Below are 20,274 nucleotides of genomic sequence, written 5' to 3' on the forward strand. Positions count from 1 at the left end.
TTGCCGTTTTTTTGTCGTGGCCAGCACCAATAATTTTTTCGTTTGGCTATAATTCGCGGGAATTTTTCCCTAATTGGAGATCTGCATGGAAAGCATCGAACAGCGCGTCAAGAAGATCGTCGCTGAACAACTTGGCGTCAACGAAGCCGAGATCAAAAACGAATCTTCTTTTCTTGACGACCTCGGTGCCGATTCGCTCGACATGGTCGAGCTCGTGATGGCACTCGAAGACGAATTCGAAACTGAAATCCCGGATGAAGAAGCCGAGAAGATCACGACGGTGCAACAGGCTGTTGACTACATCGAATCGCACAAGCAGTAATCCGATTCTCGATGGCAGGCTCTGCCGTCATGAAGACAGAGCCGTGTTATCCGTACGGCATCCTGCCGGATGCCGTGTCATGCCAGATCATGAACTGGTTTGGGGGCGGCAGTGTGTTAATTCACTTCTTGCCGCCTTTTCATTTTAGGAGTCATCCGTGAAGCGACGCGTCGTCATTACCGGTCTCGGTATAGTCTCGCCGGTAGGCAACGATATCGATAGCGCCTGGAACAATATCGTCAATGGCCGTTCCGGCATCGGGCGCATTACGCGCTTTGATCCTTCCGCCTTGAATTCGCATATCGCGGGTGAAGTCAAAGATTTCGATATCACGCAGTACATTTCCGGCAAGGAAGCCAAGCAGATGGATACTTTCATCCATTACGGCCTGGCTGCCGGCCTGCAGGCATGGCGCGATTCCGGCCTGGAGTCCACGGACGCCACGGCCGACCGCATGGGCACCATCATCGGTTCCGGCATCGGCGGCCTGCCCCGCATCGAGGAAATGCAGAAGGAATACCTCGAACGCGGCGCGCGCCGTATTTCCCCGTTCTTCGTTCCCGCATCGCTGATCAACCTGATTTCCGGCCAGTTGTCCATCCTGCTGAACCTGAAGGGCCCCAGCTATGCCGTGGTATCCGCCTGCACCACGGGCCTGCACTCCATCGGCGACGCGGCGCGCCTGATCGAATACGGCGATGCCGACGTCATGGTCGCCGGAGGCGCCGAGGGCACGGTATCTCCGCTGGGCGTGGGCGGCTTCGCCGCCATGCGCGCGCTGTCCACGCGCAACGACGATCCCGAAACCGCATCGCGTCCCTGGGACCGCGATCGCGACGGCTTCGTGCTGGGCGAAGGTGCAGGCGCCGTCGTACTGGAAGAATACGAGCACGCCCGCAAGCGCGGCGCGCGCATCTACGGCGAATTCGTCGGCTACGGCATGAGCTCCGATGCGCATCACATCACGACGCCGGACAGCGACGGCCCCCGCCGCGGCATGGTGCATGCCATGCGCAGCGCCGGCATCAATCCGGACCAGATCCAGTACGTCAACGCGCACGGCACGTCCACGCCGCTGGGCGACAAGAACGAAACCAACGCCCTGAAGCTGGCTCTGGGGGATCACGCCTACAAGACGGTCGTCAATTCGACCAAGTCCATGACCGGCCACTTGCTGGGCGCGGCTGGCGGCATCGAGGCCGTGTTCACCACGCTGGCGGTATATCACCAGGTGGCGCCTCCCACCATCAATATCTTCAATCAGGACCCCGAGTGCGACCTCGATTACAACGCCAACCAGGCGCGGGATCTGCAGATTGAATACGCCCTGTCCAACTCCTTCGGTTTCGGCGGAACCAACGGTTCCATGATCGTGAAGCGGGTGTAAGCGGGAAGCCGCGTGAGGGAACTACCATCGTACCGCCGCCCGGCAGCCCTGGCGGAGATACGCTGCGATGATCCGGTTCCGGCCTGGGGGCGCATGCCCCGGCCGGGCGCCCGGGTCGGCATGATCGTTTCAGTGCGGCCAGCCTGCACGAAGGAATGCGCATGAGCGAGCGCGATGTCGATGCCGAACTGGTAGCCAGGGTGCAGCGCGGCGACAAGCGCGCATTCGATCTCCTGGTGCTGAAGTACCAGCGCAAGATCATGCGGCTGCTGTCGCGGATGATCCGCGATCCGGCGGAAATCGAGGACGTTGCCCAGGAAACCTTCATCAAGGCCTACAGGGCCCTGCCGCAATTCCGCGGGGAAAGCGCTTTTTATACCTGGCTGTACCGCATCGCCATCAATTCGGCGCGCAACTGGCAGCAGGCCAGCGGCAGGCGTCCGGTGAGCCTGTCCGCGCTCGAAAACGAGGACGGTGAAACTTTTAGCCAGATCGACACACTAAGCGATATCGGCACTCCTGAATCCATGATGGTAAGCCAGCAGGTGGTTCAGGCTGTCAATGATGCAATCAAGGATTTGCCCGAAGACCTGCGCACGGCCATCGTGCTGCGCGAGATCGAAGGCATGAGTTACGACGATATTGCCCAGACCATGGGGTGTCCCATCGGAACGGTGCGTTCGCGCATTTTCAGGGCGCGGGAGGCCATTGCGTCCCGTCTGCGCCCCGTCATGGATACCGACATGGACCGTCGCGGTTAAGGAGCAACCAAAGCATGGAAGCAGCCCGTCAGACAATGCAGCAAGCAGATCCCGAAGTTCCCGCTTCGCTCGAGGCGGCTGTCTCTGCCTGGGTCGATGGCGAAGAGGATATCCGTACGGAAGACACGGAGACCCCTTATGGCCGCCATCTTTGGGAAACCTACCATCTCATCGGCGATGTCATGCGCAACGAGAGCCTGGCCATCCGTCCCAGCGAATTCTTCTACGCCCGCCTGTCGCACGCCATCGATGAAGAACCCTCCATCGTCGCGCCGATCGCCTGGCACAGGCGGCGCCAGACCGTACGCCTGGGGCTGTCCGGCGTCGCGGTGGCCGCGGCCGTGGCCGCGGTGGCATGGGTGGCCCTGCCTTACCTGTCCGGCGCGGGCTCCCAGCCCGCCGCGGACATGCCTCCCATGCTGGCGACGGCAGGCGAGGAAACGCGCATGCAGGATTACCTCGAGGCGCATCGCGAACTGACCGGCTCGGGTTCCGTCATGCGCGCTTCGTTCAGCGCAGGGGAAGCCCGGCCATGAGCGTAATGGCGGTGCGGGCGCGCCAGGGAGCGTCCTTCAAAAGAGCGCTGGCGGCCCTGTGGATGGGGCTGGCGGCCTGTGCCGGCCAGGCCTGGGCGCAGGCTCCGGCCGCGGACGCGTCCGAGCAGGGACGCGCCGTGGTGGAATTGCTGACACGCATCCAGGACGCGGCGCGCGAGCTTGATTACGCAGGCGTATTCGCGCACCAGCAGGGCAGCGCCCTGATGTCCTCGCGCATCGTGCACGTCGTCGATGGTACGGGCGAGCGCGAGCGGCTGGAACTGCTGGACGGCGAGCCGCGCGAATTCCTGCGCCACAACGAGACCGTGCAGTGCCTCATCCCGGAACAGAAGATCATCATCCGCGAACGCAGCCGCGGCGACCGCTTCCCCGCCATCATGCTGGGAGACGGGCAGGACCTGGACCAGTATTATCGCGTGCGCTCCCATGAGGCTGTGGGCAGGGTGGCCGGGCACGAATGCCATGTCCACGAGCTGATTCCCGTGGACAGCCTGCGCTATGGCTACAGGCTGTGCACTGATGCGAAGACGCACCTGCTGCTGAAGCTGCAGGTGCTCAGCCCGGAGCATGGCGTGCTGGACCAGATCGCCTTCACCAGCCTGCAATTGGGCAAGGACGTCACGCCGGACCAACTGGAGCCCTCCTGGGATACTGCCGGCTGGCAGGTGCTGGAGCCGCGCAAGACGCATGCCGATTTCGCGCGCAAGGGCTGGCGCATTTCCGTTCCGGCCGGATTCAGAACTATTACACAGCTCTCCCGTCCAATGTCGGAAAGCCGGCGGGTGGAGCAACTCGTCCTGTCCGACGGGCTGGCCGCCATTTCGGTCTTCATCGAGCCTTTCGGCGACGGAGAGCCGGGACGGTCCGCCGGTTCGGTCAGCAAGGGTTCATTGAATATCCAGAAGCTGCGCATCGGCGATTTCTGGATGACGGCGGTCGGCGACGTTCCCTCCGCCGCCCTTCAGGATCTGATCGAGCGCACACAGTTCGTTCCGCCCGCGGGCAACCAGACGCCCGGCGAGCGCACAGGTTCAACCGAGTAATTGAAGGAGTCCTATATGCAATCCTCACACAAGGCACAGTATCGTGTCCGGAGCATGCTTGCTCGCGTGATGCTGGGGGCGGCGCTGGTACTGCCCGCGGCAGTGCCCGCGCAAGGCAGTGCGGCGGAGCCTACCCTGGCGCTGCCCGACTTCACGGAGGTCGTCGCCAGGACCGAGGCGTCCGTGGTCAATATCCGCACGACGGAAACCGTCCGCATCCGCAATTCCGGATTCGGACGAGGAGGCTCCGGGGACCCCTATGAACTCTTTCGCTGGTTCTTCGGCCCCGATTTCGCGCCGCCCGGCTTCGAGGGGCCGCAGGGCCGCGGCGCGCCGCAGCAGCCAGCACCCGAGGAACGCACCGTTCCGCGCGGCGTCGGTTCCGGCTTCTTCATTTCCGACGATGGCTACGTGCTGACCAACAACCACGTGGTCGACCGCGCCAGCGATATTTTCGTCACGCTGACGTCGGGCAAGGAGTACAAGGCGACCGTGGTCGGCACGGATCCCCGCACCGACGTGGCCCTGCTGAAGATCGACGCCAAGAACCTTTCTCCGCTGCCGATCGGCGACTCCACCAAGCTGCGCAAGGGGCAGTGGGTGCTGGCCATCGGCTCCCCGTTCGGCCTGGACTCCACGGTAACTTCCGGCATCATCAGCGCCATCAACCGGGAGACGGGCGACTACCTGCCGTTCATCCAGACCGACGTGGCGGTCAACCCGGGCAATTCCGGCGGTCCGCTGATCAACCTGGCGGGCGAGGTCGTGGGCATCAACTCGCAGATCGTTTCCCGCAGCGGCGGCTTCATGGGCATTTCCCTGGCCATCCCCATCGACGAAGTCATGCGCATCGTCGAGCAGCTCAAGGCCGACGGCAAGGTGACGCGCGGACGCATCGGCGTGCAGATTGGCCAGGTGTCCGAAGACGTGGCCAAGGCGCTTGGCCTGGAAAAGGCGCAGGGCGCGCTGGTCAGCATGGTCGAGCGTGACGGTCCAGCCGCCAAGGCAGGGGTTCAGTCGGGCGACGTCATTACGCATTTCGATGGCAAGCCGATCGCGCAGATGACCGATTTGCCCAGGATGGTGGGAAGCACCAGGCCCGGCACCAAGTCCGCGCTGGAAGTCTGGCGCAAGGGCAAGACAGTCAAGCTGGATGTCGTCGTAGGCGAAATGCCGAACGAAGCACCGGCGGCCGGCAGCGGAAGCCAGGCGCCTGAGGCCATGAAGACGGATGCCCTGGGCCTGCAGGTTGCCGACATCGATGCGGAAACGCGCAAGAATCAGCGTATTTCGGGCGGCGTACAGGTCATGGCGGTCGAGGAGCCCGCGGCGTCCGCTGGGCTGGCGCCGGGCGACATCATCCTGACGGTCAACAATGTCGATATCAAGGATGCGGCGCAGTTCGCCAAGGTGGTTTCCGGCCTGGACAAGTCCCGTGCGTCGGCGCTGCTTGTCATGCGCGGCGACCAGTCGCAGTGGGTGACGGTCGTTCCCAGAAAATAATGGCTGGAAACGGCTAAAATGGCGCCAGCCGCATAAAGGGGGCACCCCGGGTGCCCCCTTTTTTTCCCGCCATATGGTTTGGCCCGCACTGCGCGACAGGCAGTGTCTCTTGATACGTTTTATGGATCACATTCGCAATTTTTCCATCATTGCCCATATTGACCACGGCAAGTCCACGCTTGCCGACCGACTGATCCAACGGTGCGGGGGGCTCGCCGACCGCGAAATGTCGACGCAAGTGCTTGATTCCATGGATATCGAGCGTGAGCGCGGCATCACCATCAAGGCGCAGACGGCTGCGCTCAAGTATACGGCGCGCGATGGCAAGACCTATGCGCTGAATCTCATCGACACCCCGGGGCACGTCGACTTCTCCTACGAGGTCAGCCGCTCTCTCTCGGCCTGCGAAGGCGCGCTGCTCGTCGTCGACGCCACGCAGGGCGTCGAAGCCCAGACGGTGGCCAACTGCTATACGGCAATCGATCTCGGCGTGGAAGTCCTGCCCGTGCTGAACAAGATGGATCTGCCGTCGGCCGATCCCGAAGGCGCGCGACAGGAAGTCGAGGATGTCATCGGCATCGACGCGGGCGAGGCCGTCCTGGCCAGCGCCAAGACAGGCGTCGGCATTGAAGAAATACTGGAAATGGTGGTGGCCAAGGTGCCGCCGCCCAAGGGCGATCCGGAAGCGCCGCTGCAGGCGCTCATCATCGATTCCTGGTTCGACAACTACGTCGGCGTGGTGATGCTGGTGCGCATCGTCAACGGCACATTGCGCGCCAAGGACAAGATTCGCCTGATGGCGACCGGCGCCACGCATTTCAGCGAGCATATCGGCGTGTTCACGCCCAAGTCGGAGCCGCGCGACGTGCTGTCCGCGGGCGAGGTGGGCTTCATCATCGCCGGCATCAAGGAGTTGGCGAACGCCAAGGTAGGGGACACCGTCACCCTGGCGGGCAAGCCCGCCGAAAAGGCGTTGCCGGGATTCAAGGAGGTCAAGCCCCAGGTATTCGCCGGCCTTTACCCGGTGGAAAGCAGCGAATACGATCAGTTGCGCGATTCGCTGGAAAAACTGCGGCTGAACGATTCCTCGCTGATGTTCGAGCCCGAGGTGTCGCAGGCGCTTGGTTTCGGTTTCCGCTGCGGCTTTCTCGGACTGCTGCACATGGAAATCGTGCAGGAGCGCCTAGAGCGCGAGTTCGACATGGACATCATCACCACCGCGCCCTCGGTGGTCTACGAAGTCGAACTGCGAGACGGTACCGTGCTGCCCATCGAAAGCCCTTCGCGCATGCCGGAAGTGGCGCAGATCAATGAAATCCGAGAGCCTGTCGTCAACGTCACGCTGTTCATGCCCCAGGAATACGTCGGCGCCGTCATGTCGCTATGCGTGGCCAAGCGCGGCATCCAGCAGAACATGGCTTATCATGGCCGGCAGGTGCATCTCAGCTACGAGATGCCGCTGGCGGAAATCGTGCTGGACTTCTTCGACAAGCTCAAGTCGGTGTCGCGCGGCTATGCCTCGATGGACTATGAGTTCAAGGAATACCGCGCCGCCGATGTGGTGCGCGTCGATCTGCTGATCAACGGCGACAAGGTCGATGCCTTGTCCATGATCGTGCATCGCTCCAATGCCCGCTATCGCGGCCGCGAGGTCGTGACCAAGATGCGCGGCCTGATTCCCCGCCAGATGTTCGACATTGCCATCCAGGCCGCCATCGGCGCCGAAGTCATTGCGCGTGAAAACGTCAAGGCCCTGCGCAAGAACGTGCTGGCCAAGTGCTATGGCGGGGACATCTCGCGCAAGAAGAAGCTGCTGGAAAAGCAGAAGGCCGGCAAGAAGCGCATGAAGCAGGTCGGCAACGTCGAGATTCCTCAGGAGGCCTTCCTGGCGATCCTTCAGGTGGAAGACAAGTAACAATGTGCAGGCCCCAGGCCTGGCGCTCTAGCAAGGTGTATACATGAGTTGGGATTTTGCCCTCATCCTCTTGATTCTGTTCATCATTACCGGGATCGTCTGGTGCATGGACGTTCTGGTGTTCAGAAAACGCCGCAGGCTGGCGGGCGAGGCGGCAAGCGCGGCGATCGAGCCGTCGCTGGCGGGGCTGTCTCTGGAAGAGCGCACGCAGCGCCGCCAGCAGGCGTACGACGAGGCAGCCAAGGCGCCGTGGTGGGTCGAGTACTGTGCCAGCTTCTTTCCCGTCATCCTGTTCGTCTTCGCGCTGCGTTCGTTTCTGGTCGAGCCCTTCCGTATTCCGTCCGGCTCGATGCTGCCGACGCTGCAGAACGGCGACCTGATCCTGGTCAACAAGTACGAATACGGCATCCGCCTGCCGGTGATCGATCGCAAGATCATCCCGCTTGGCACGCCGGAACGCGGCGATGTCGTGGTCTTCCGCTATCCGGTGGAGCCGGGCATCGACTATATCAAGCGCATCGTGGGGCTTCCGGGTGACGAGATCGTCTATCGCAACAAGACGCTGTTCATCAATGGGCAGGAGGTGCGGCAGGTCCGCGACGGAGACTTCTTCGAGCCGGACAACAGCACCTACATCGGACGCTACAACGAGACGCTGGGCAAGGTGGATCACCAGATCCTGGTGAACAAGCGCGCCAGCCAGGGCCTGATGGCCATTGCCAACTATCCTTTCCGGGAGAATTGTCAGTATGCATCCAACGGGGTGCAGTGCAAGGTGCCTGAAGGCCACTATTTCGTGATGGGCGACAATCGGGACAACAGTCTTGACAGCCGGTTCTGGGGCTTCGTGCCCGATCGCAATATCGTTGGCCGTGCGTTCTTCATCTGGATGAACTTCAGCGAACCAGGACGTATCGGACGATTCCACTGATGACAGCACACGCATCCCTAGAACGCGCACTGGGCTATACCTTTCAATCGGCTGCGCTGCTGGAGCAGGCGCTGACGCATCGCAGCCACAGCGGGCGGCACAACGAGCGCCTGGAGTTCCTGGGCGATGCCGTGTTGAACTTCGTCGTGGCGGCGCTGCTGTTCAAGCGTTTTGCCCGCCTCGACGAGGGCGATCTTTCGCGCCTGCGCGCGAACCTGGTGAAGCAGGCCGCGCTGGCGGACATTGCGTCTCGCCTGACGTTGTCGAACTATCTGCGTCTTGGCGAGGGTGAGCTCAAGAGCGGCGGTTTCCGCAGGCCCTCCATCCTGGCGGATGCGCTGGAGGCGATTTTCGGCGCAATCTATCTGGATGGCGGCTTTGCCGCGGCGGAAGATGTCATCTCCCGGCTGTACGAGCCGGTGCTGCGCAATGTCGATCCACAGACGCTGGGCAAGGATCCCAAGACGCTGTTGCAGGAATTGCTGCAGGGGCGCAAACTGGGTTTGCCGGTATATAACGTGATTGCCACGCATGGTGCGGCCCACAATCAGACGTTCGAGGTCGAGTGTTTCATCGCCGAGCTGGACATCCGTGTCGGGGCAGGAGGCGCCAGCCGCCGTGCCGCCGAGCAGTCGGCTGCCATTCAGGCCATCGCCGCGGTGGAAAGCAAGGCGCCGCAAAAGGGCGGGCGCAAGTCCAAGGCGCGCAAGTCCGCGCAGTTGTCGTTGCCCGTGGCTGTGGCCCAGGAAAGCAAATGAATACAGAAAAACCATTCCGTTGCGGTTTCGTCGCCGTGGTCGGCAGGCCCAATGTCGGCAAGTCCACGCTGACCAATGCCCTGATCGGCGGAAAAATCTCCATTGTGTCGCGCAAGGCGCAAACCACGCGCCATCGGATCAATGGCGTGCTGACAAAGGACGATGCGCAATTCGTGTTCGTGGATACGCCCGGATTCCAGACGCGCCATGGCGGCGCCATGAACCGCATGATGAATCGCGTGGTGACGCAGACGCTGGCCGAGGTCGATGTCGTGGTGCACGTGGTCGAGGCGGGCAAGTGGTCGGCCGGCGACGAGCAGTTGCTGCCGCTGCTGCCCGGGAATCCGGCCAATACGATTCTGGTGGTCAACAAGGTCGACCTGCTGAAGAACAAGAACGATCTGTTCGCCTATGTGCAGAAGCGCATGGAGCAATACGCCTATGGGGCCGTGGTGCCGGTGAGCGCGGTCAAGGACACGCAGCTGGATGTGCTGCTGTCGGAAATCGCGGCCAGGCTGCCGGAAGGCGAGCCCATGTTCGAGCCGGACGCGCTGACGGACCGTCCCATGCGCTTCCTGGTGTCCGAGCTGCTGCGCGAGAAGATCTTCCGCCTGGTCGGCGACGAGCTGCCCTATGGCTGCACGGTGGTGATCGAGCAGTGGGAAGAGGACGACCGCATGGCGCGTATCGCCGCCTGCATCGTGATCGAGCGCGAGAGCCACAGGCCCATCCTGCTGGGCGCCAAGGGCGAGCATATGAAGCGCATCGCTTCCGAGGCCCGCCAGGACATCATGAAGCTCATGGACAAGCCTGTGCACCTGGAGGTGTACATCAAGGTGCGCAAGGGCTGGTCCGATAAAGCCAGCGCGTTGCGCGAACTGGGGTATGAGTAGTCTGCGTTCCGTGCGCATACAGGAGGCCGCGGGCTACCTGCTGCATGCCAGCAGCTGGCGCGAGACGTCTCTGGTCGTGCAGGCGTTCACGCGGGATCACGGGCATGTGGCCCTGGTGGCCAAGGGCGCGAAGCGCCCGCATTCGGAGCTGCGGCCGGCCTTGTCCGTCTTCCAGCCGCTCAGTCTGTCATGGAGCGGCAGGGCCGAGGTGAAGACGCTGACGCGCGCGGAGTGCGCGGGCATACGCGCCATGAACGGCAGGGCGCTGATGTCGGCCTGGTACATGAACGAACTGTTGCTGCGGCTGCTTCCGCGCGAAGACCCGCATCCTGTTCTCTACGACGCCTACGAGGCTGCCCTGGTGCAGTTGTCGCAGGGCGGCGGGGCGGCTGGTGCGCTGCGACGCTTCGAGTGGGTGCTGCTTCAGGAAACGGGTTACGGGACTGACGAAGCGCTGCCGGATTTCGAGGATGCGGGCCTGGAGCCGGAGTTGCGGAGGCAGTTGCGGATGCGGCTGGACGAGCTGCTGGGGCGGCCGCTGGCTACCCGCAAGGTGCTGATGGAGCTGCAGCGCTACTGAGTGACGCCGGCTTCGCGGGCGTAGTCCGGTTGCAAACGCGCCCTTGCCTCTAGCCGCAACGCTTGCCGGTCTATCTTGTTGGTGGCGGCCAGGGGCAAGGCCGGCATCAGCCATATGCGGCGCGGATGCTGATAGGCGGCCGCGTGCTCCAGGGAAAACGCCTTCAGTTCCGCTTCCACCACCGAAGCGCCGGGGCGCGGAACCACAAACGCGATGGGCTTGTATCCCTTGATATCGTCTTCGACAGGCACGACGCAGGCCTGCTGAACCGCTGGATGGCGTTCCAGCACTTTTTCCACCTCGCCCGGATAGATGTTTTCTCCGCCGCAGACGAACATGTCGTCGCAACGGCCCACAAAGGTATAGAAACCTTGTGCATCCCGGCGGAACACATCGCCCGTCACATAAAAGCCATCCGGGGTGAATGGAGATGCCAGGTCAGGGCGGTTATGGTAGCCGGACATCAGACCAGCCCGAGAATCCGCGAGCCTGTTGACCATACAGCCGCAGGCTGCCGGCATCGGGTTCCAGCAGTCCGGACAGAATGTTGAGCAGAGTGCTCTTGCCGCACCCGGACGTTCCCAGCAAGGCAAGGATTTCGCCTTGCGCGACAGTGAGGGATACATCGCGCAGCACTTCCAGGGAGCCGAAGTGCTTGCTGATACCTGTCAGGTCAATTGCCTGCGCTGCCGCCGTCATCCGAACCGTCCCGCAAGCAGTGGCAGAGGAGCACCTGTCTCGCTCAGGCTGGCATAAACTTTCTCCATCGTCATCGACTGAAAGGTTTCTATGTGGCGGCGGGCGATCAGTTCGGCTTTCTTGCTGTCCCCATCTTCGAAAGCGGCGATCATTGCGTTGTGGTCGTGCTTGATTTCCGGTTTGATCCCCTGTGCGTTGAACCCCAGGGCCACCAGGCGGCTCATTTCGTCAAGCAGCCCGGTCAATGTGTGCAACAGCCTTTCGTTGCCGGATGCCCTGGCAATTTCCAGATGAAACGCCTTATTGGCATCCATGAAGCGGTCTATCTGGTCCGGCAGCGGCGCCGGATGCCTGACCCGGCAGGCCGCTTCCAGTTCGCGCAGCCGGGCGATGCTCACCCGGCCGACCGTCAGACGGGCCGCCAGAGGCTCGAGTTGCACGCGCAACGTGAAAATTTCCTCGACATCCTTCACCATGACAGGAGCGATCTGGTAGCCTTTGCGAGGTCTGGAGACAACGAAATTCTCATGCCCGAGGCGGGTCAGGGCGATGAGGCAACTGCTTTTGCCGATGCCGTAGCCTGCCATCAGCTCAGGCTCAGTCACGATCACGCCCGGCAGCAGCCGGCATGCCAGAATATCGCGGCGTATGCGCTGATAGGCTTGTTCTCCCTGGTTCGGGCGGGAGGCATTCTCGGCGGGCAGCGACTCAGGATGCATAGGATGGCAGCATTGGGAAAACCTATGGGCGGCTCACAGAGGTTTTCTGCGAGGCTTAGATGTCCCATAAGTTAGGCCATGCGCATGCAAATGCGAACGAATTCTTTGCGCTAAGAATATGCGCAAAAAAAGATAAGCTGGGCTGCTCAGACGCCGGCCCAGGCATCTCCTTCCCGGCAGGAAGCGGGAGAGAATGGTCTTGGCGTATAGCCTGGGCGGCTCAGTTGATCGTGCGGGAAGCGCCGCCGTGCTGGGCCTGGGCCTGCAGGATCAGGCTCTCGAGGTGTTCGGAGGTTTCCAGCGCCAGCACGGGCGTGCCGCCGTTGTCTTCGTCGCCGGGATCGAGGCGCAGGTGGATGCTCTGGCCTTCGAACGCCTGCGGATTGGCCTGGATCTGGACGTATTGCTTCAGAAGGCGGTCGACCGCCTTCTGGGCTTCGTGCAGGCGAGTGGCCAGGCTGGATTCCGCGTGCAGCTTGAACTGTTCTTCGATGGCGCGGGCAAGATCCCAGCTGAAGAACAGCAGGGCGTTCTGTCCGTGGCATTCGGGGTGCAGAAAGCCCCATGGCTGGGGCGTTTGGCTAGGGATGGATTCGGTCAAGCGTCGCCTCTGGTCAGGGATCGATGGTGCTGTAGCTGATGGTGGAACCGCCATCATAGGAGTAGACGTCTATTTTAGCGGCATCGACTCTGTTTGGTGTTTCGATGTTCAATGTCTCGCCTTCGGCCGACACGCGGATTTTCTCCGAGCATGAGCCGAATTCCGGGGAGATCAGGTGGCTGCCGCGCCTCAGCAGCACCCAGCGATAGCTGAACGGGCACGCGTCGTTGCCCCGGTTGATGGAGACCAGGGCGGCCTGCGCGTCGGGCATCTGGAAGGCGTAGGTGATGTTCAGCAGCCCCCGGATTTCCGGCTGGGTGGGCCGACTGTCGATTTGCAGCGTGGACTCGTGCACATATTCGTTGAGGGCGATGTGCAGCGTGCCGTATTCGGAAGGCAGGATCAGGAGGGAAGGAACGGCCGGCCACGAGGCTTTTCCCGGCGCCTGCGCGACGGCGCAGGCGCACGCAAGCACGCCGGGGATGGCAAGCAGGTGTTTCTTCAGGCTGTGGCGGATGTAGCGCATGGTGCGGAAAGCCCGTTGTGTTCCAGGGAGACTGCTGGGGGGCTGGATAGGTTCCAGCCAAGCCTTTACCGTGATGCGAGAGCCAGGTAGACGAGCGCGCTCAGGGTCAGGACGACATAGACGCCGATGCCGATGGCCAGGCCTTTGACGAAGCCATGAAACCGCAGGGCACTCTTGCGCCGCGTTTCGTCGGGGGTTCGGGTGATCCACCACCATGTGGCGGCAGCCGCCAACAGACTGAGAAGAATGACTCCTGCTTTCATTTCAATATTTTAGCGTTTTTATCTGAGAAATAACATGTAGTTGGGGCCAAACGGATCCGCTGTTGCATTTTCTTTGCAGGAGTTTGCCTGTGTTACGCCATGGTTTTTTCGCGCGCGGCTTATGCGTTAAGCTGGTGGCTGCTGTCCCGCTCACGGAATCACAGAGGAGGGAGCATGGCTTCCAATCCGCAAATGGACAAAAACATGGCTCTGGCGCAAGAAGTTGCCTCTTTCTGGCGCGAGGCCGGCCCGCAACGCTGGTTTGCCAAGGACGAAGCGTTCGACCGGGAATTCTCGAACCGCTTTCTTCAGGCGCACTACGCGGCGGCGCGGCGAGAGTACGAAGACTGGCTGCAGCTTCCGGAAGGCGCGCTGGCCCTGATGGTGCTGCTCGATCAGTTTCCGCGCAACGCATTCCGCGGCACGGCGCATATGTTTGCAACCGATCCGCTGGCGCAGTATTACGCCAGGCAACTGCTGGAACAGGGCATGGATGCCAGGGTGGACGAGACGGTGCGCTTGTTCCTTTATCTGCCGTTCATGCACTCCGAGTCGCTGGAGGACCAGAAGCGCTGCGTGGAACTTTGTAATGCGCTTGGGCAGTCGCAGGACTATGCGCAGGAACATATGGAAATCATCGAGAAATTCGGCCGCTTCCCGCACCGCAACCCGATGCTGGGACGCGTGACGACCACGGATGAATGGGCGTTTCTCGACGCGGGAGGCTTTGCGGGTTGACGGATCTGGCTTCAAAAGCGCGGATGGATGCCGGTATCGAGTTCATCCGTGTCGTTGCTTGTTTCATGGTGGTGCTGTTGCATGTGGCGGCCTCGGGATTCAGCGAGTTCGGCGATGCCTGGTGGCCCAGCAACTTCCTCGATGCGTTCACGCGCGTCTGCGTGCCGCTGTTCCTGATGGTGACGGGGGCGTTGCTGCTGGGGCGGCGAGAGCCGCTGCGGCTGCTGCTGCGCGGGCGCGTGCTGCGCCTGCTGCCGCCCTTGCTGTTCTGGTCGCTGTTCTACGTGGGCTGGCGGGCCTGGCGCAGCGACGAGCCGTTTGTCCTGCCGCAGGCGCTGGCAAGCCTGCCGGCGCAGCCATCGTCCTACCATCTCTGGTATCTGTATGCGCTGGTCGGCATTACCTTGTTCCTGCCGTTCCTGCGCCTGCTGTGGCAGCATGCCGGCGAAACGGAGAAACGCTTCTACCTGGCGATGTGGCTGGCGGTGTCGGGCTTGCCGCTATGGCAGGACATGCTGGGCTGGGAAGCGGATCCGGTCATCGCCTATGAGCTGTCCAACTTCTTCGGCCTGGCGGGCTATCTGTTCCTGGGGGCGTGGCTGCAGGAAATGCGCTGTGGAATCGCCGGCGGGGGCCGGACGGGCAAGGCATATGCAGGCAGCCTGCTGCTGTTCGTGCTGGCAAGCGCCGCCACCATGCTGGCGACAGCATGGCTGTCGCAGTCGCGCGGTTCGCCGGATGTCCTGTTCTACGACTACCTCTCGCCATTCGTCATCGTCGCGGCAGCCGGCTCTTACCTGTTCCTTGCCTGGAGCGCGGACCGGCTGTTCATGCACGGCGCGAGGGAAGGCTTGCGCAAAGGCGTGCTGACGCTGTCCGCATTGACGCTTGGCATCTATTGCATCCATATCAGCTGGCTGGAATGGGTCATGGACCGTGTCGACTGGGACGCGCATGGCATGGCGGCGTGGTGGATGATGCCGGGTCTTGCCCTACTGCTGTTCACCCTGTCCGGCGTATCGATCGCCTTGCTGCGCAAGGTGCGCCCGCTGCGCTATGTGATGTAGCGTGGCCTTACAGCTCAGTGATCAGCATGTGCAGGCCGAGCAGCAGCAGGCTGCCCAGGAACAGGCGCCGGAACAGGGGAGGCGCTATTCTGACGCGCAGCCATTGCCCCAGCTGCATTCCCAGGATGGCGGGAACCAGCATCAGCAGGGACGCGCCCGCGGTAGCCATGGGATAGGCCTGGTTCAGGACGAGCCCGGCCGCCAGGAAAATGGTGGAAACCGTGAAGGAAAGGCCCATGGCCTGGATCAGTTCATCGCGGGACAGTCCAAGGGATTGCAGGTAGGGAACGGACGGCAGGACGAATACGCCTGTCGCGGCGGTGACAAGGCCCGTTGCGCCGCCCGCCGCCAGGCCGAACGAGGTTTCGCGCGCAGCGGGGACATGCCCCTGCCTGCCCATGAGCGTCCACACAGCATAAAGCGCCAGGATCGATCCCAGCGCCATGCGCGCCCACGAGCCCGCGGGGGCGCCGATCAGCCATGCGCCGGTCAGCGTGCCGGCGGCGGTGCTAAGCAGAAGCGGGGCAAGGCGGCGCAGCAGCGGCAGCGCCGTGCGCAGCGGCCCCGCCTGCCATAGGTTCGTCAAAAACGAAGGCAGGATTAGAAGCGCGGCCGCCTGCGCGGGCGTCATGGAAAGCGCAAGCAATGCCATGGCCACCGTGGGAAGGCCCATCCCTATCACTCCCTTCACCAGTCCAGCCAGCAGGAAGATGGCTGCCGGAACAGCCAGCAAATGCAGATTTTCCGGTAAGAGCAACGATAGGTCCGGCATGGCTGTCTTCCTGTTTCAGGGGTTGCGAATGATAGTCGAGATGTCTCGTCTGGCAGTATTCTGTCCGTGAATCATGCTTCCGGCCAGCTGGATCTGCCTTATTCTGGCTATGGATTTTCCTTAGTCATTCATGGTCGAATGAGAATGGCCGGGTTCGATATGTCCCGGCGCAGGCCGGGCGGGGCAGGCCGGCTTCGATGCTTACGGAATGGAGGAACCGCGATGGCGCCGTTCGATCTGGTGGATCTGAAGTTGTTCGTGCATGTCTGCGAAAGCGGCACCATCACTGCGGGGGCGCAGGCGATGCCCATGGCGCTGCCTTCGGCCAGCGAGCGCATACGCGCCATGGAAGCGCGCATGCGGCTGCAATTGCTGGAGCGTGACAGGCGGGGCGTCGCGCCGACTGCGGCCGGGCGCAGCCTGCTGCAGCATGCGCGCCAGATGCTGCGCCAGGTGGACAGTTTGCAGGACGAGCTGAATGCCTTCGGCGCCGGGCTCAAAGGACATGTGCGCCTGTTCTGCAATACCTCCGCCATGAGCGAGCATCTGCCAGACCGCATCGGCGCGTTTCTGCTTGATCATGCCGGCATTTCCGTGAGCCTGGAAGAGCGCCGCAGCGAGGATAGCGTGGCGGCTCTGCGCGACGGCATCGGCGATCTGGCCGTGATATCGGGCAGCGTCGATTGCGATGCCCTGCAGATGATCCGGTTCGTGCCGGATCCTCTCGTCCTGATCGTTCCGCAGGGACATGCGCTGGACGGCGGCGGGCGCCTTTCGCTTTCACTGGGCGACGCCGCCGCATATCCTTTCGTCGGCATGGAGGACGGCAGCGCATTGCAGGCCCATGTCGGGCAGTTTGCCGGCCGGCAGGGCAAGCGGCTGGACTACCGCATACGGCTAGGCAGCTTCGAGGCTGTCTGCCGGCTGGTGGGCAGGGGAGTCGGGATCGCCATCGTGCCACGGGTGGTGGCCGTGCGCCATGCCCGCCGCACCGGCATTCGCCATATTCCCCTTTCGGATGCCTGGGCGCGGCGGGAATTGCTGTTCTGCGCAAGGGACTTCGGGGAATTGCCCAGGCATGCGCAGTTGCTGCTGGCGCATTTGCGGCAGGGCTGAGCATCCGCAGCGGTATCCGCCGTGCCCGGGATGCCGTCGCCGAAGCCTGGTACGGCCTTAGCCCTGGCGGGCCTTGAACCTTGGATTCGATTTGCAGATCACATAGATTCTGCCGCGTCGCCTGACGACCCGGCAGTCCCGGTGGCGGTTCTTGGCATCCTTGAGCGAGGCCAGGACTTTCATGAGGGTTTCTCCTTGTGCTGGTGATGGCGCCCGCGTCATTCAGCCGCGACGGGCGCAGGTACAGGACGGGCGCGTCGTCTCGTGTCCAGGGCAGCATGCGATGCGAAGGCGCAGTATCATGCGAGTGTCTCGTTCTTCATTAAAATGATATGTTATATCATTTCTATAGCGGCTGCCTTCCCTCATGACGAAAATTCCCGTGACGCTGCTGACCGGTTTTCTCGGTAGCGGCAAGACGACCGTGCTCAATACGCTGGTGAAACAGCCCGCCATGTCGGGCGCGCTCGTCATCATCAATGAGTTCGGCGATGTCGGGCTGGACCATCTGCTGGTGGCGCACAGCAGGATCGAGGGCGTCGTCGAACTGAGCAGCGGCTGCCTGTGCTGCACGATACGCGGAGACCTGGCGCGCACGCTGAAGGACGCCGTGTGGCGCTTTTCCCGCAATGGACGGCGGCAGTTCGACCGGGTCATGATCGAAAGCACGGGGCTGGCCGATCCCGCGCCCATTCTGCAGACCTTGCTCGATGACCCAGCTCTGACGAAGCATTATTTCCTGGACGGCATCGTGACGACGGTGGACCTGGCCAATGGCTGGCAGACGCTGGACAGGCACCCGGAAGCGCTCAGGCAGTCCGCGGTCGCGGACGTCCTGCTGCTGACCAAGGCGGACATGGCGGGCGAGGAGAGCAGGCAGGCGCTGGCTGAGCGGCTGCGCAGGATCAATCCCGGCGCCCGGCAGATCGAAGCAAACCCGGGAAGTGTGCGGGCGCGGGATCTGATCGACCTGGGTGTCGCGCAGGCGAATGCCCGCGGTATCGACATACAGGCGTGGCTGCACACGCGGGCGTTTGCCGGAGCGGGCCACGCGCACGAACATGCGCATGCGCACGGCTGCGCCCACGACGAAGATATGCAGGCCTGCTGCGGTTCCGGGGAGCCGGGGCATGAGCACCGGGAGCATGGCCACAGCCATGCGAGCAATCACGACGATGGCATCCGTTCCTGCAGCTTCGTGCTGGACCAGCCGCTGGAGCCGGAAGCGTTCAGGGAGTGGCGCGAGATCCTCATGGCGTTCCTGGGAGACCGCATGCTGCGCCTCAAGGGCATCCTGAACATCCGCGGGGAGTCTCGCCCGCTGGTCATCCATGGCGTTCAGCACGTGTTCCATGAGCCAGTTCATCTCGATGCATGGCCGGGGGAGGATCGCAGTTCCCGCCTGGTGTTCATTGTCCAGGATCTGGATCGCAGCGTGCTGGAGCAGACCCTGGGAATCCTGAAACGCCGCAACGCAAGCGGCGCCAAAACATAGGCCTTCCACTGTCATGTCGTTCATGCCGCAATCGGATTTCCGGGAATCGCCGGTCAATGCCGTCGCCACAGAGCTGGTGGCGGTCCTGGTGTCCGTCACGGACGGGCAGCCGCGCGTACTGACGCGGGAAAACGCCGAGGCTCTGCCCGCCGGGCCTTTCGAGTCGGGGCACAGATCGCTGCAGGCGGGCCTGCGCGCCTGGGTCGAAGCGCAGACGCATCATCCCCTGGGCTATGTGGAGCAGCTCTATACGTTCGCCGACGGCGATCGGGCCAACCAGCAGGGACAGCATGTCATTTCGGTCAGCTATCTCGGATTGACGCGAGAGCTGCAAAGTCCGGAGATCGCCACGGTTGGCTGGCAGGACTGGTATCGCTATTTCCCATGGGAGGACTGGCGCGCAGGGACGCCGGAGATCGTCGATGCATTGATCCGGCCCGAGCTGTTGCGCTGGTGCGCCAAGGGCGATGCCGCGCTGCGGCGCCGGCGGCGCCAGCGCGTCGACTATACCTTCGGCACGGATGAGGGCGGCTGGAACGAGGATATGGTCCTGCAGCGCTACGAGCTGCTGTTCGAGGCCGGTCTTGCGCCAGAGGCCTTGCGCCGGATGGGAAAAGAGACGGAAGCAGTGCTGCCCGGCGCCGCCATGCGGCACGATCATCGCCGTATCCTGGCGACCGCCATGGCCAGGCTGCGCGCAAAGATACGCTACCGGCCCGTCGTATTTGAGCTGATGCCGCCCGCCTTCACTCTGCTGCAATTGCAGCAGGCCTTCGAGGCGGTTGCCGGCCGCCGGCTGCACAAGCAGAATTTCCGCCGCTTCATCGAGCAGCAGGAACTGGTGGAGGAAACCGGCGAGATGACGCATGGCGCAGCCGGCCGTCCCGCCAAGCTGTTCCAGTTCCGCGGCGACGTCATGCTGGAGCGCGCCATCGCGGGGAGCAAGCTGCCCCTGGCCCGATAGGTGGCGCCTGGGGCGGTGGGCCGGGTTTCCCGCGGTTTCCCAGGCGCAAGTCTTGATGTCGTTTTGTATGCGGATGCATAGCGGATACTGTTCCGGCGCCGCTCCGGCTGCCTCCTTGTCTCCCGCAGCGCAAGGGGATGCGGGCCGCATGGTCCCTCGTCACATCCTGAATGATCCGTGTCATGCCGACACACAGACATACATAGGGAAACTTGTCTCCTCCGGGGCGGGTCGTCATCATGGAGGTTCATTGACGTAAAGGAGTATGTCCATGCAGCCATCACTGAAAGCGTTCCTCTCGGCAGCAGCCGTCGCCTTTGGCCTTTCCACGACAGCCGTGTGGGCCCAGGCCGTTCCGACCGAGACCGCGCCCGCGCAGGCTCCCCAGGCCATACAGCCGAGCGAGGCGCAGATACAGCAGTACGTCAGCGCGGCGAGAAAGGTCGAAGCCGTCGTTCAGGATTACCAGCCGCGCCTGCAGGCGGCCCAGGACGAAGTCGCCCGCAAGGCCATCCTCCAGGAGGCGGATGAGAAAATGGTGACAGCAGTGCAGAGCGATGGCCTGACCGTCGATCAGTACAACGGCATCAGCATCGCGGTCCAGCAGGATCCCCAACTGCGTGAGCGCATCACTACGCTGTTCAACAATAGCAAGGGGCAGTGA

Annotated in this window: 24 protein-coding genes and 1 pseudogene; 17 read left to right on the forward strand and 8 right to left on the reverse strand. The window is 62.8% G+C overall.

Translation table 11 applies throughout. The features are described from left to right. Positions 1 to 85: 85 nt before the first annotated feature. The 11 genes from acpP (at position 86) to recO (ending at position 10,650) form a co-directional block, all read left to right on the forward strand. A complete protein-coding gene (gene acpP, locus EV686_RS10265) occupies positions 86 to 322 on the forward strand; it encodes an acyl carrier protein (RefSeq protein WP_132476627.1) in 237 nt (78 codons plus the stop codon). A gap of 157 nt (positions 323 to 479) precedes the next feature. Further along, positions 480 to 1,709, forward strand: coding sequence for a beta-ketoacyl-ACP synthase II (gene fabF, locus EV686_RS10270; protein WP_132476629.1), 1,230 nt, complete (start codon positions 480 to 482; stop codon positions 1,707 to 1,709). Positions 1,710 to 1,870: 161 nt separating this feature from the next. Continuing rightward, positions 1,871 to 2,470 carry an RNA polymerase sigma factor RpoE gene (gene rpoE, locus EV686_RS10275; protein WP_132476632.1) on the forward strand — a complete coding sequence of 200 codons (600 nt, stop codon included), beginning with the start codon at positions 1,871 to 1,873 and terminating at the stop codon, positions 2,468 to 2,470. Between the two features lie 14 nt (positions 2,471 to 2,484). After that, positions 2,485 to 3,006, forward strand: coding sequence for a sigma-E factor negative regulatory protein (locus tag EV686_RS10280; RefSeq protein ID WP_243650837.1), 522 nt, complete (start codon positions 2,485 to 2,487; stop codon positions 3,004 to 3,006). Beyond that, positions 3,003 to 4,070 (forward strand): MucB/RseB C-terminal domain-containing protein, encoded by a 1,068-nt coding sequence (locus EV686_RS10285; RefSeq protein WP_132476635.1) that lies wholly within the window; start codon positions 3,003 to 3,005, stop codon positions 4,068 to 4,070. Before EV686_RS10280 ends, EV686_RS10285 begins: the two co-directional genes overlap by 4 nt. Before the next feature lie 15 nt (positions 4,071 to 4,085). Continuing rightward, complete coding sequence (locus EV686_RS10290) at positions 4,086 to 5,573, forward strand: DegQ family serine endoprotease (RefSeq protein ID WP_132476638.1); 1,488 nt, start codon at positions 4,086 to 4,088, stop codon at positions 5,571 to 5,573. A 121-nt stretch (positions 5,574 to 5,694) separates the two neighbouring features. Further along, positions 5,695 to 7,488, forward strand: coding sequence for a translation elongation factor 4 (gene lepA / locus EV686_RS10295; RefSeq protein ID WP_132476641.1), 1,794 nt, complete (start codon positions 5,695 to 5,697; stop codon positions 7,486 to 7,488). 43 nt (positions 7,489 to 7,531) lie between these two features. Beyond that, complete coding sequence (gene lepB, locus EV686_RS10300) at positions 7,532 to 8,419, forward strand: signal peptidase I (RefSeq protein WP_132476644.1); 888 nt, start codon at positions 7,532 to 7,534, stop codon at positions 8,417 to 8,419. Beyond that, positions 8,419 to 9,177, forward strand: coding sequence for a ribonuclease III (gene rnc / locus EV686_RS10305; protein WP_132476647.1), 759 nt, complete (start codon positions 8,419 to 8,421; stop codon positions 9,175 to 9,177). The genes lepB and rnc overlap by 1 nt, the downstream gene beginning before the upstream one ends. Then, positions 9,174 to 10,070 (forward strand): GTPase Era, encoded by an 897-nt coding sequence (gene era / locus EV686_RS10310; protein WP_132476650.1) that lies wholly within the window; start codon positions 9,174 to 9,176, stop codon positions 10,068 to 10,070. The genes rnc and era overlap by 4 nt, the downstream gene beginning before the upstream one ends. Next, complete coding sequence (recO, locus tag EV686_RS10315; protein ID WP_132476653.1) at positions 10,063 to 10,650, forward strand: DNA repair protein RecO; 588 nt, start codon at positions 10,063 to 10,065, stop codon at positions 10,648 to 10,650. The genes era and recO overlap by 8 nt, the downstream gene beginning before the upstream one ends. Here recO and EV686_RS10320 read toward each other — a convergent pair. From EV686_RS10320 to EV686_RS10345, 6 genes and pseudogenes are all read right to left on the reverse strand, one after another. Continuing rightward, positions 10,644 to 11,114, reverse strand: a pseudogene (locus EV686_RS10320) (class I adenylate-forming enzyme family protein); the annotation flags it as partial. The gene recO and the pseudogene EV686_RS10320 overlap by 7 nt on opposite strands. After that, a complete protein-coding gene (locus EV686_RS18980; RefSeq protein ID WP_132476659.1) occupies positions 11,098 to 11,349 on the reverse strand; it encodes an ATP-binding cassette domain-containing protein in 252 nt (83 codons plus the stop codon). The gene EV686_RS18980 and the pseudogene EV686_RS10320, both read right to left, overlap by 17 nt. Further along, positions 11,346 to 12,068: a GntR family transcriptional regulator gene (locus tag EV686_RS10330; protein WP_132476662.1), complete on the reverse strand. Its 723-nt coding sequence runs from the start codon at positions 12,066 to 12,068 to the stop codon at positions 11,346 to 11,348. The genes EV686_RS18980 and EV686_RS10330 overlap by 4 nt, the downstream gene beginning before the upstream one ends. Positions 12,069 to 12,288: 220 nt before the next feature. Then, positions 12,289 to 12,669: a hypothetical protein gene (locus EV686_RS10335; protein ID WP_243650839.1), complete on the reverse strand. Its 381-nt coding sequence runs from the start codon at positions 12,667 to 12,669 to the stop codon at positions 12,289 to 12,291. Between the two features lie 13 nt (positions 12,670 to 12,682). Beyond that, positions 12,683 to 13,195 (reverse strand): hypothetical protein, encoded by a 513-nt coding sequence (locus EV686_RS10340; protein ID WP_243650840.1) that lies wholly within the window; start codon positions 13,193 to 13,195, stop codon positions 12,683 to 12,685. A gap of 65 nt (positions 13,196 to 13,260) precedes the next feature. Next, complete coding sequence (locus tag EV686_RS10345; RefSeq protein WP_132476665.1) at positions 13,261 to 13,458, reverse strand: hypothetical protein; 198 nt, start codon at positions 13,456 to 13,458, stop codon at positions 13,261 to 13,263. 174 nt (positions 13,459 to 13,632) lie between these two features. On the opposite strand from EV686_RS10345, the gene EV686_RS10350 reads away from it, so the two are divergent. Next, positions 13,633 to 14,196, forward strand: coding sequence for a DUF924 family protein (locus EV686_RS10350; RefSeq protein ID WP_243650841.1), 564 nt, complete (start codon positions 13,633 to 13,635; stop codon positions 14,194 to 14,196). 23 nt (positions 14,197 to 14,219) lie between these two features. Then, positions 14,220 to 15,263: an acyltransferase gene (locus EV686_RS10355; RefSeq protein WP_165972572.1), complete on the forward strand. Its 1,044-nt coding sequence runs from the start codon at positions 14,220 to 14,222 to the stop codon at positions 15,261 to 15,263. Positions 15,264 to 15,270: 7 nt separating this feature from the next. On the opposite strand, the gene EV686_RS10360 is transcribed toward EV686_RS10355, so the two are convergent. Further along, on the reverse strand, positions 15,271 to 16,035 hold the full coding sequence (locus EV686_RS10360; protein ID WP_132476671.1) for a sulfite exporter TauE/SafE family protein: 765 nt from the start codon (positions 16,033 to 16,035) through the stop codon (positions 15,271 to 15,273). Between the two features lie 222 nt (positions 16,036 to 16,257). Here EV686_RS10360 and EV686_RS10365 point away from each other — a divergent pair, with 222 nt between their 5' ends. Next, a complete protein-coding gene (locus EV686_RS10365; protein WP_132476674.1) occupies positions 16,258 to 17,151 on the forward strand; it encodes a LysR family transcriptional regulator in 894 nt (297 codons plus the stop codon). A gap of 57 nt (positions 17,152 to 17,208) precedes the next feature. On the opposite strand, the gene ykgO is transcribed toward EV686_RS10365, so the two are convergent. Next, on the reverse strand, positions 17,209 to 17,334 hold the full coding sequence (gene ykgO / locus EV686_RS10370; RefSeq protein WP_132476677.1) for a type B 50S ribosomal protein L36: 126 nt from the start codon (positions 17,332 to 17,334) through the stop codon (positions 17,209 to 17,211). 184 nt (positions 17,335 to 17,518) lie between these two features. Between ykgO and EV686_RS10375 the strand changes: the two genes are divergently transcribed. From EV686_RS10375 to EV686_RS10385, 3 genes are all read left to right on the forward strand, one after another. Beyond that, positions 17,519 to 18,646 carry a CobW family GTP-binding protein gene (locus EV686_RS10375; RefSeq protein WP_132476680.1) on the forward strand — a complete coding sequence of 376 codons (1,128 nt, stop codon included), beginning with the start codon at positions 17,519 to 17,521 and terminating at the stop codon, positions 18,644 to 18,646. 13 nt (positions 18,647 to 18,659) lie between these two features. Then, positions 18,660 to 19,610 carry an NUDIX hydrolase gene (locus EV686_RS10380; RefSeq protein WP_165972573.1) on the forward strand — a complete coding sequence of 317 codons (951 nt, stop codon included), beginning with the start codon at positions 18,660 to 18,662 and terminating at the stop codon, positions 19,608 to 19,610. Between the two features lie 271 nt (positions 19,611 to 19,881). Continuing rightward, the gene (locus EV686_RS10385) at positions 19,882 to 20,274 is read left to right on the forward strand and encodes a DUF4168 domain-containing protein (RefSeq protein WP_132476683.1); all 393 of its coding nucleotides are present in this window, start codon (positions 19,882 to 19,884) and stop codon (positions 20,272 to 20,274) included.

This window comes from Paracandidimonas soli, from assembly GCF_004342005.1.
GTDB classification, from domain to species: domain Bacteria; phylum Pseudomonadota; class Gammaproteobacteria; order Burkholderiales; family Burkholderiaceae_B; genus Paracandidimonas; species Paracandidimonas soli.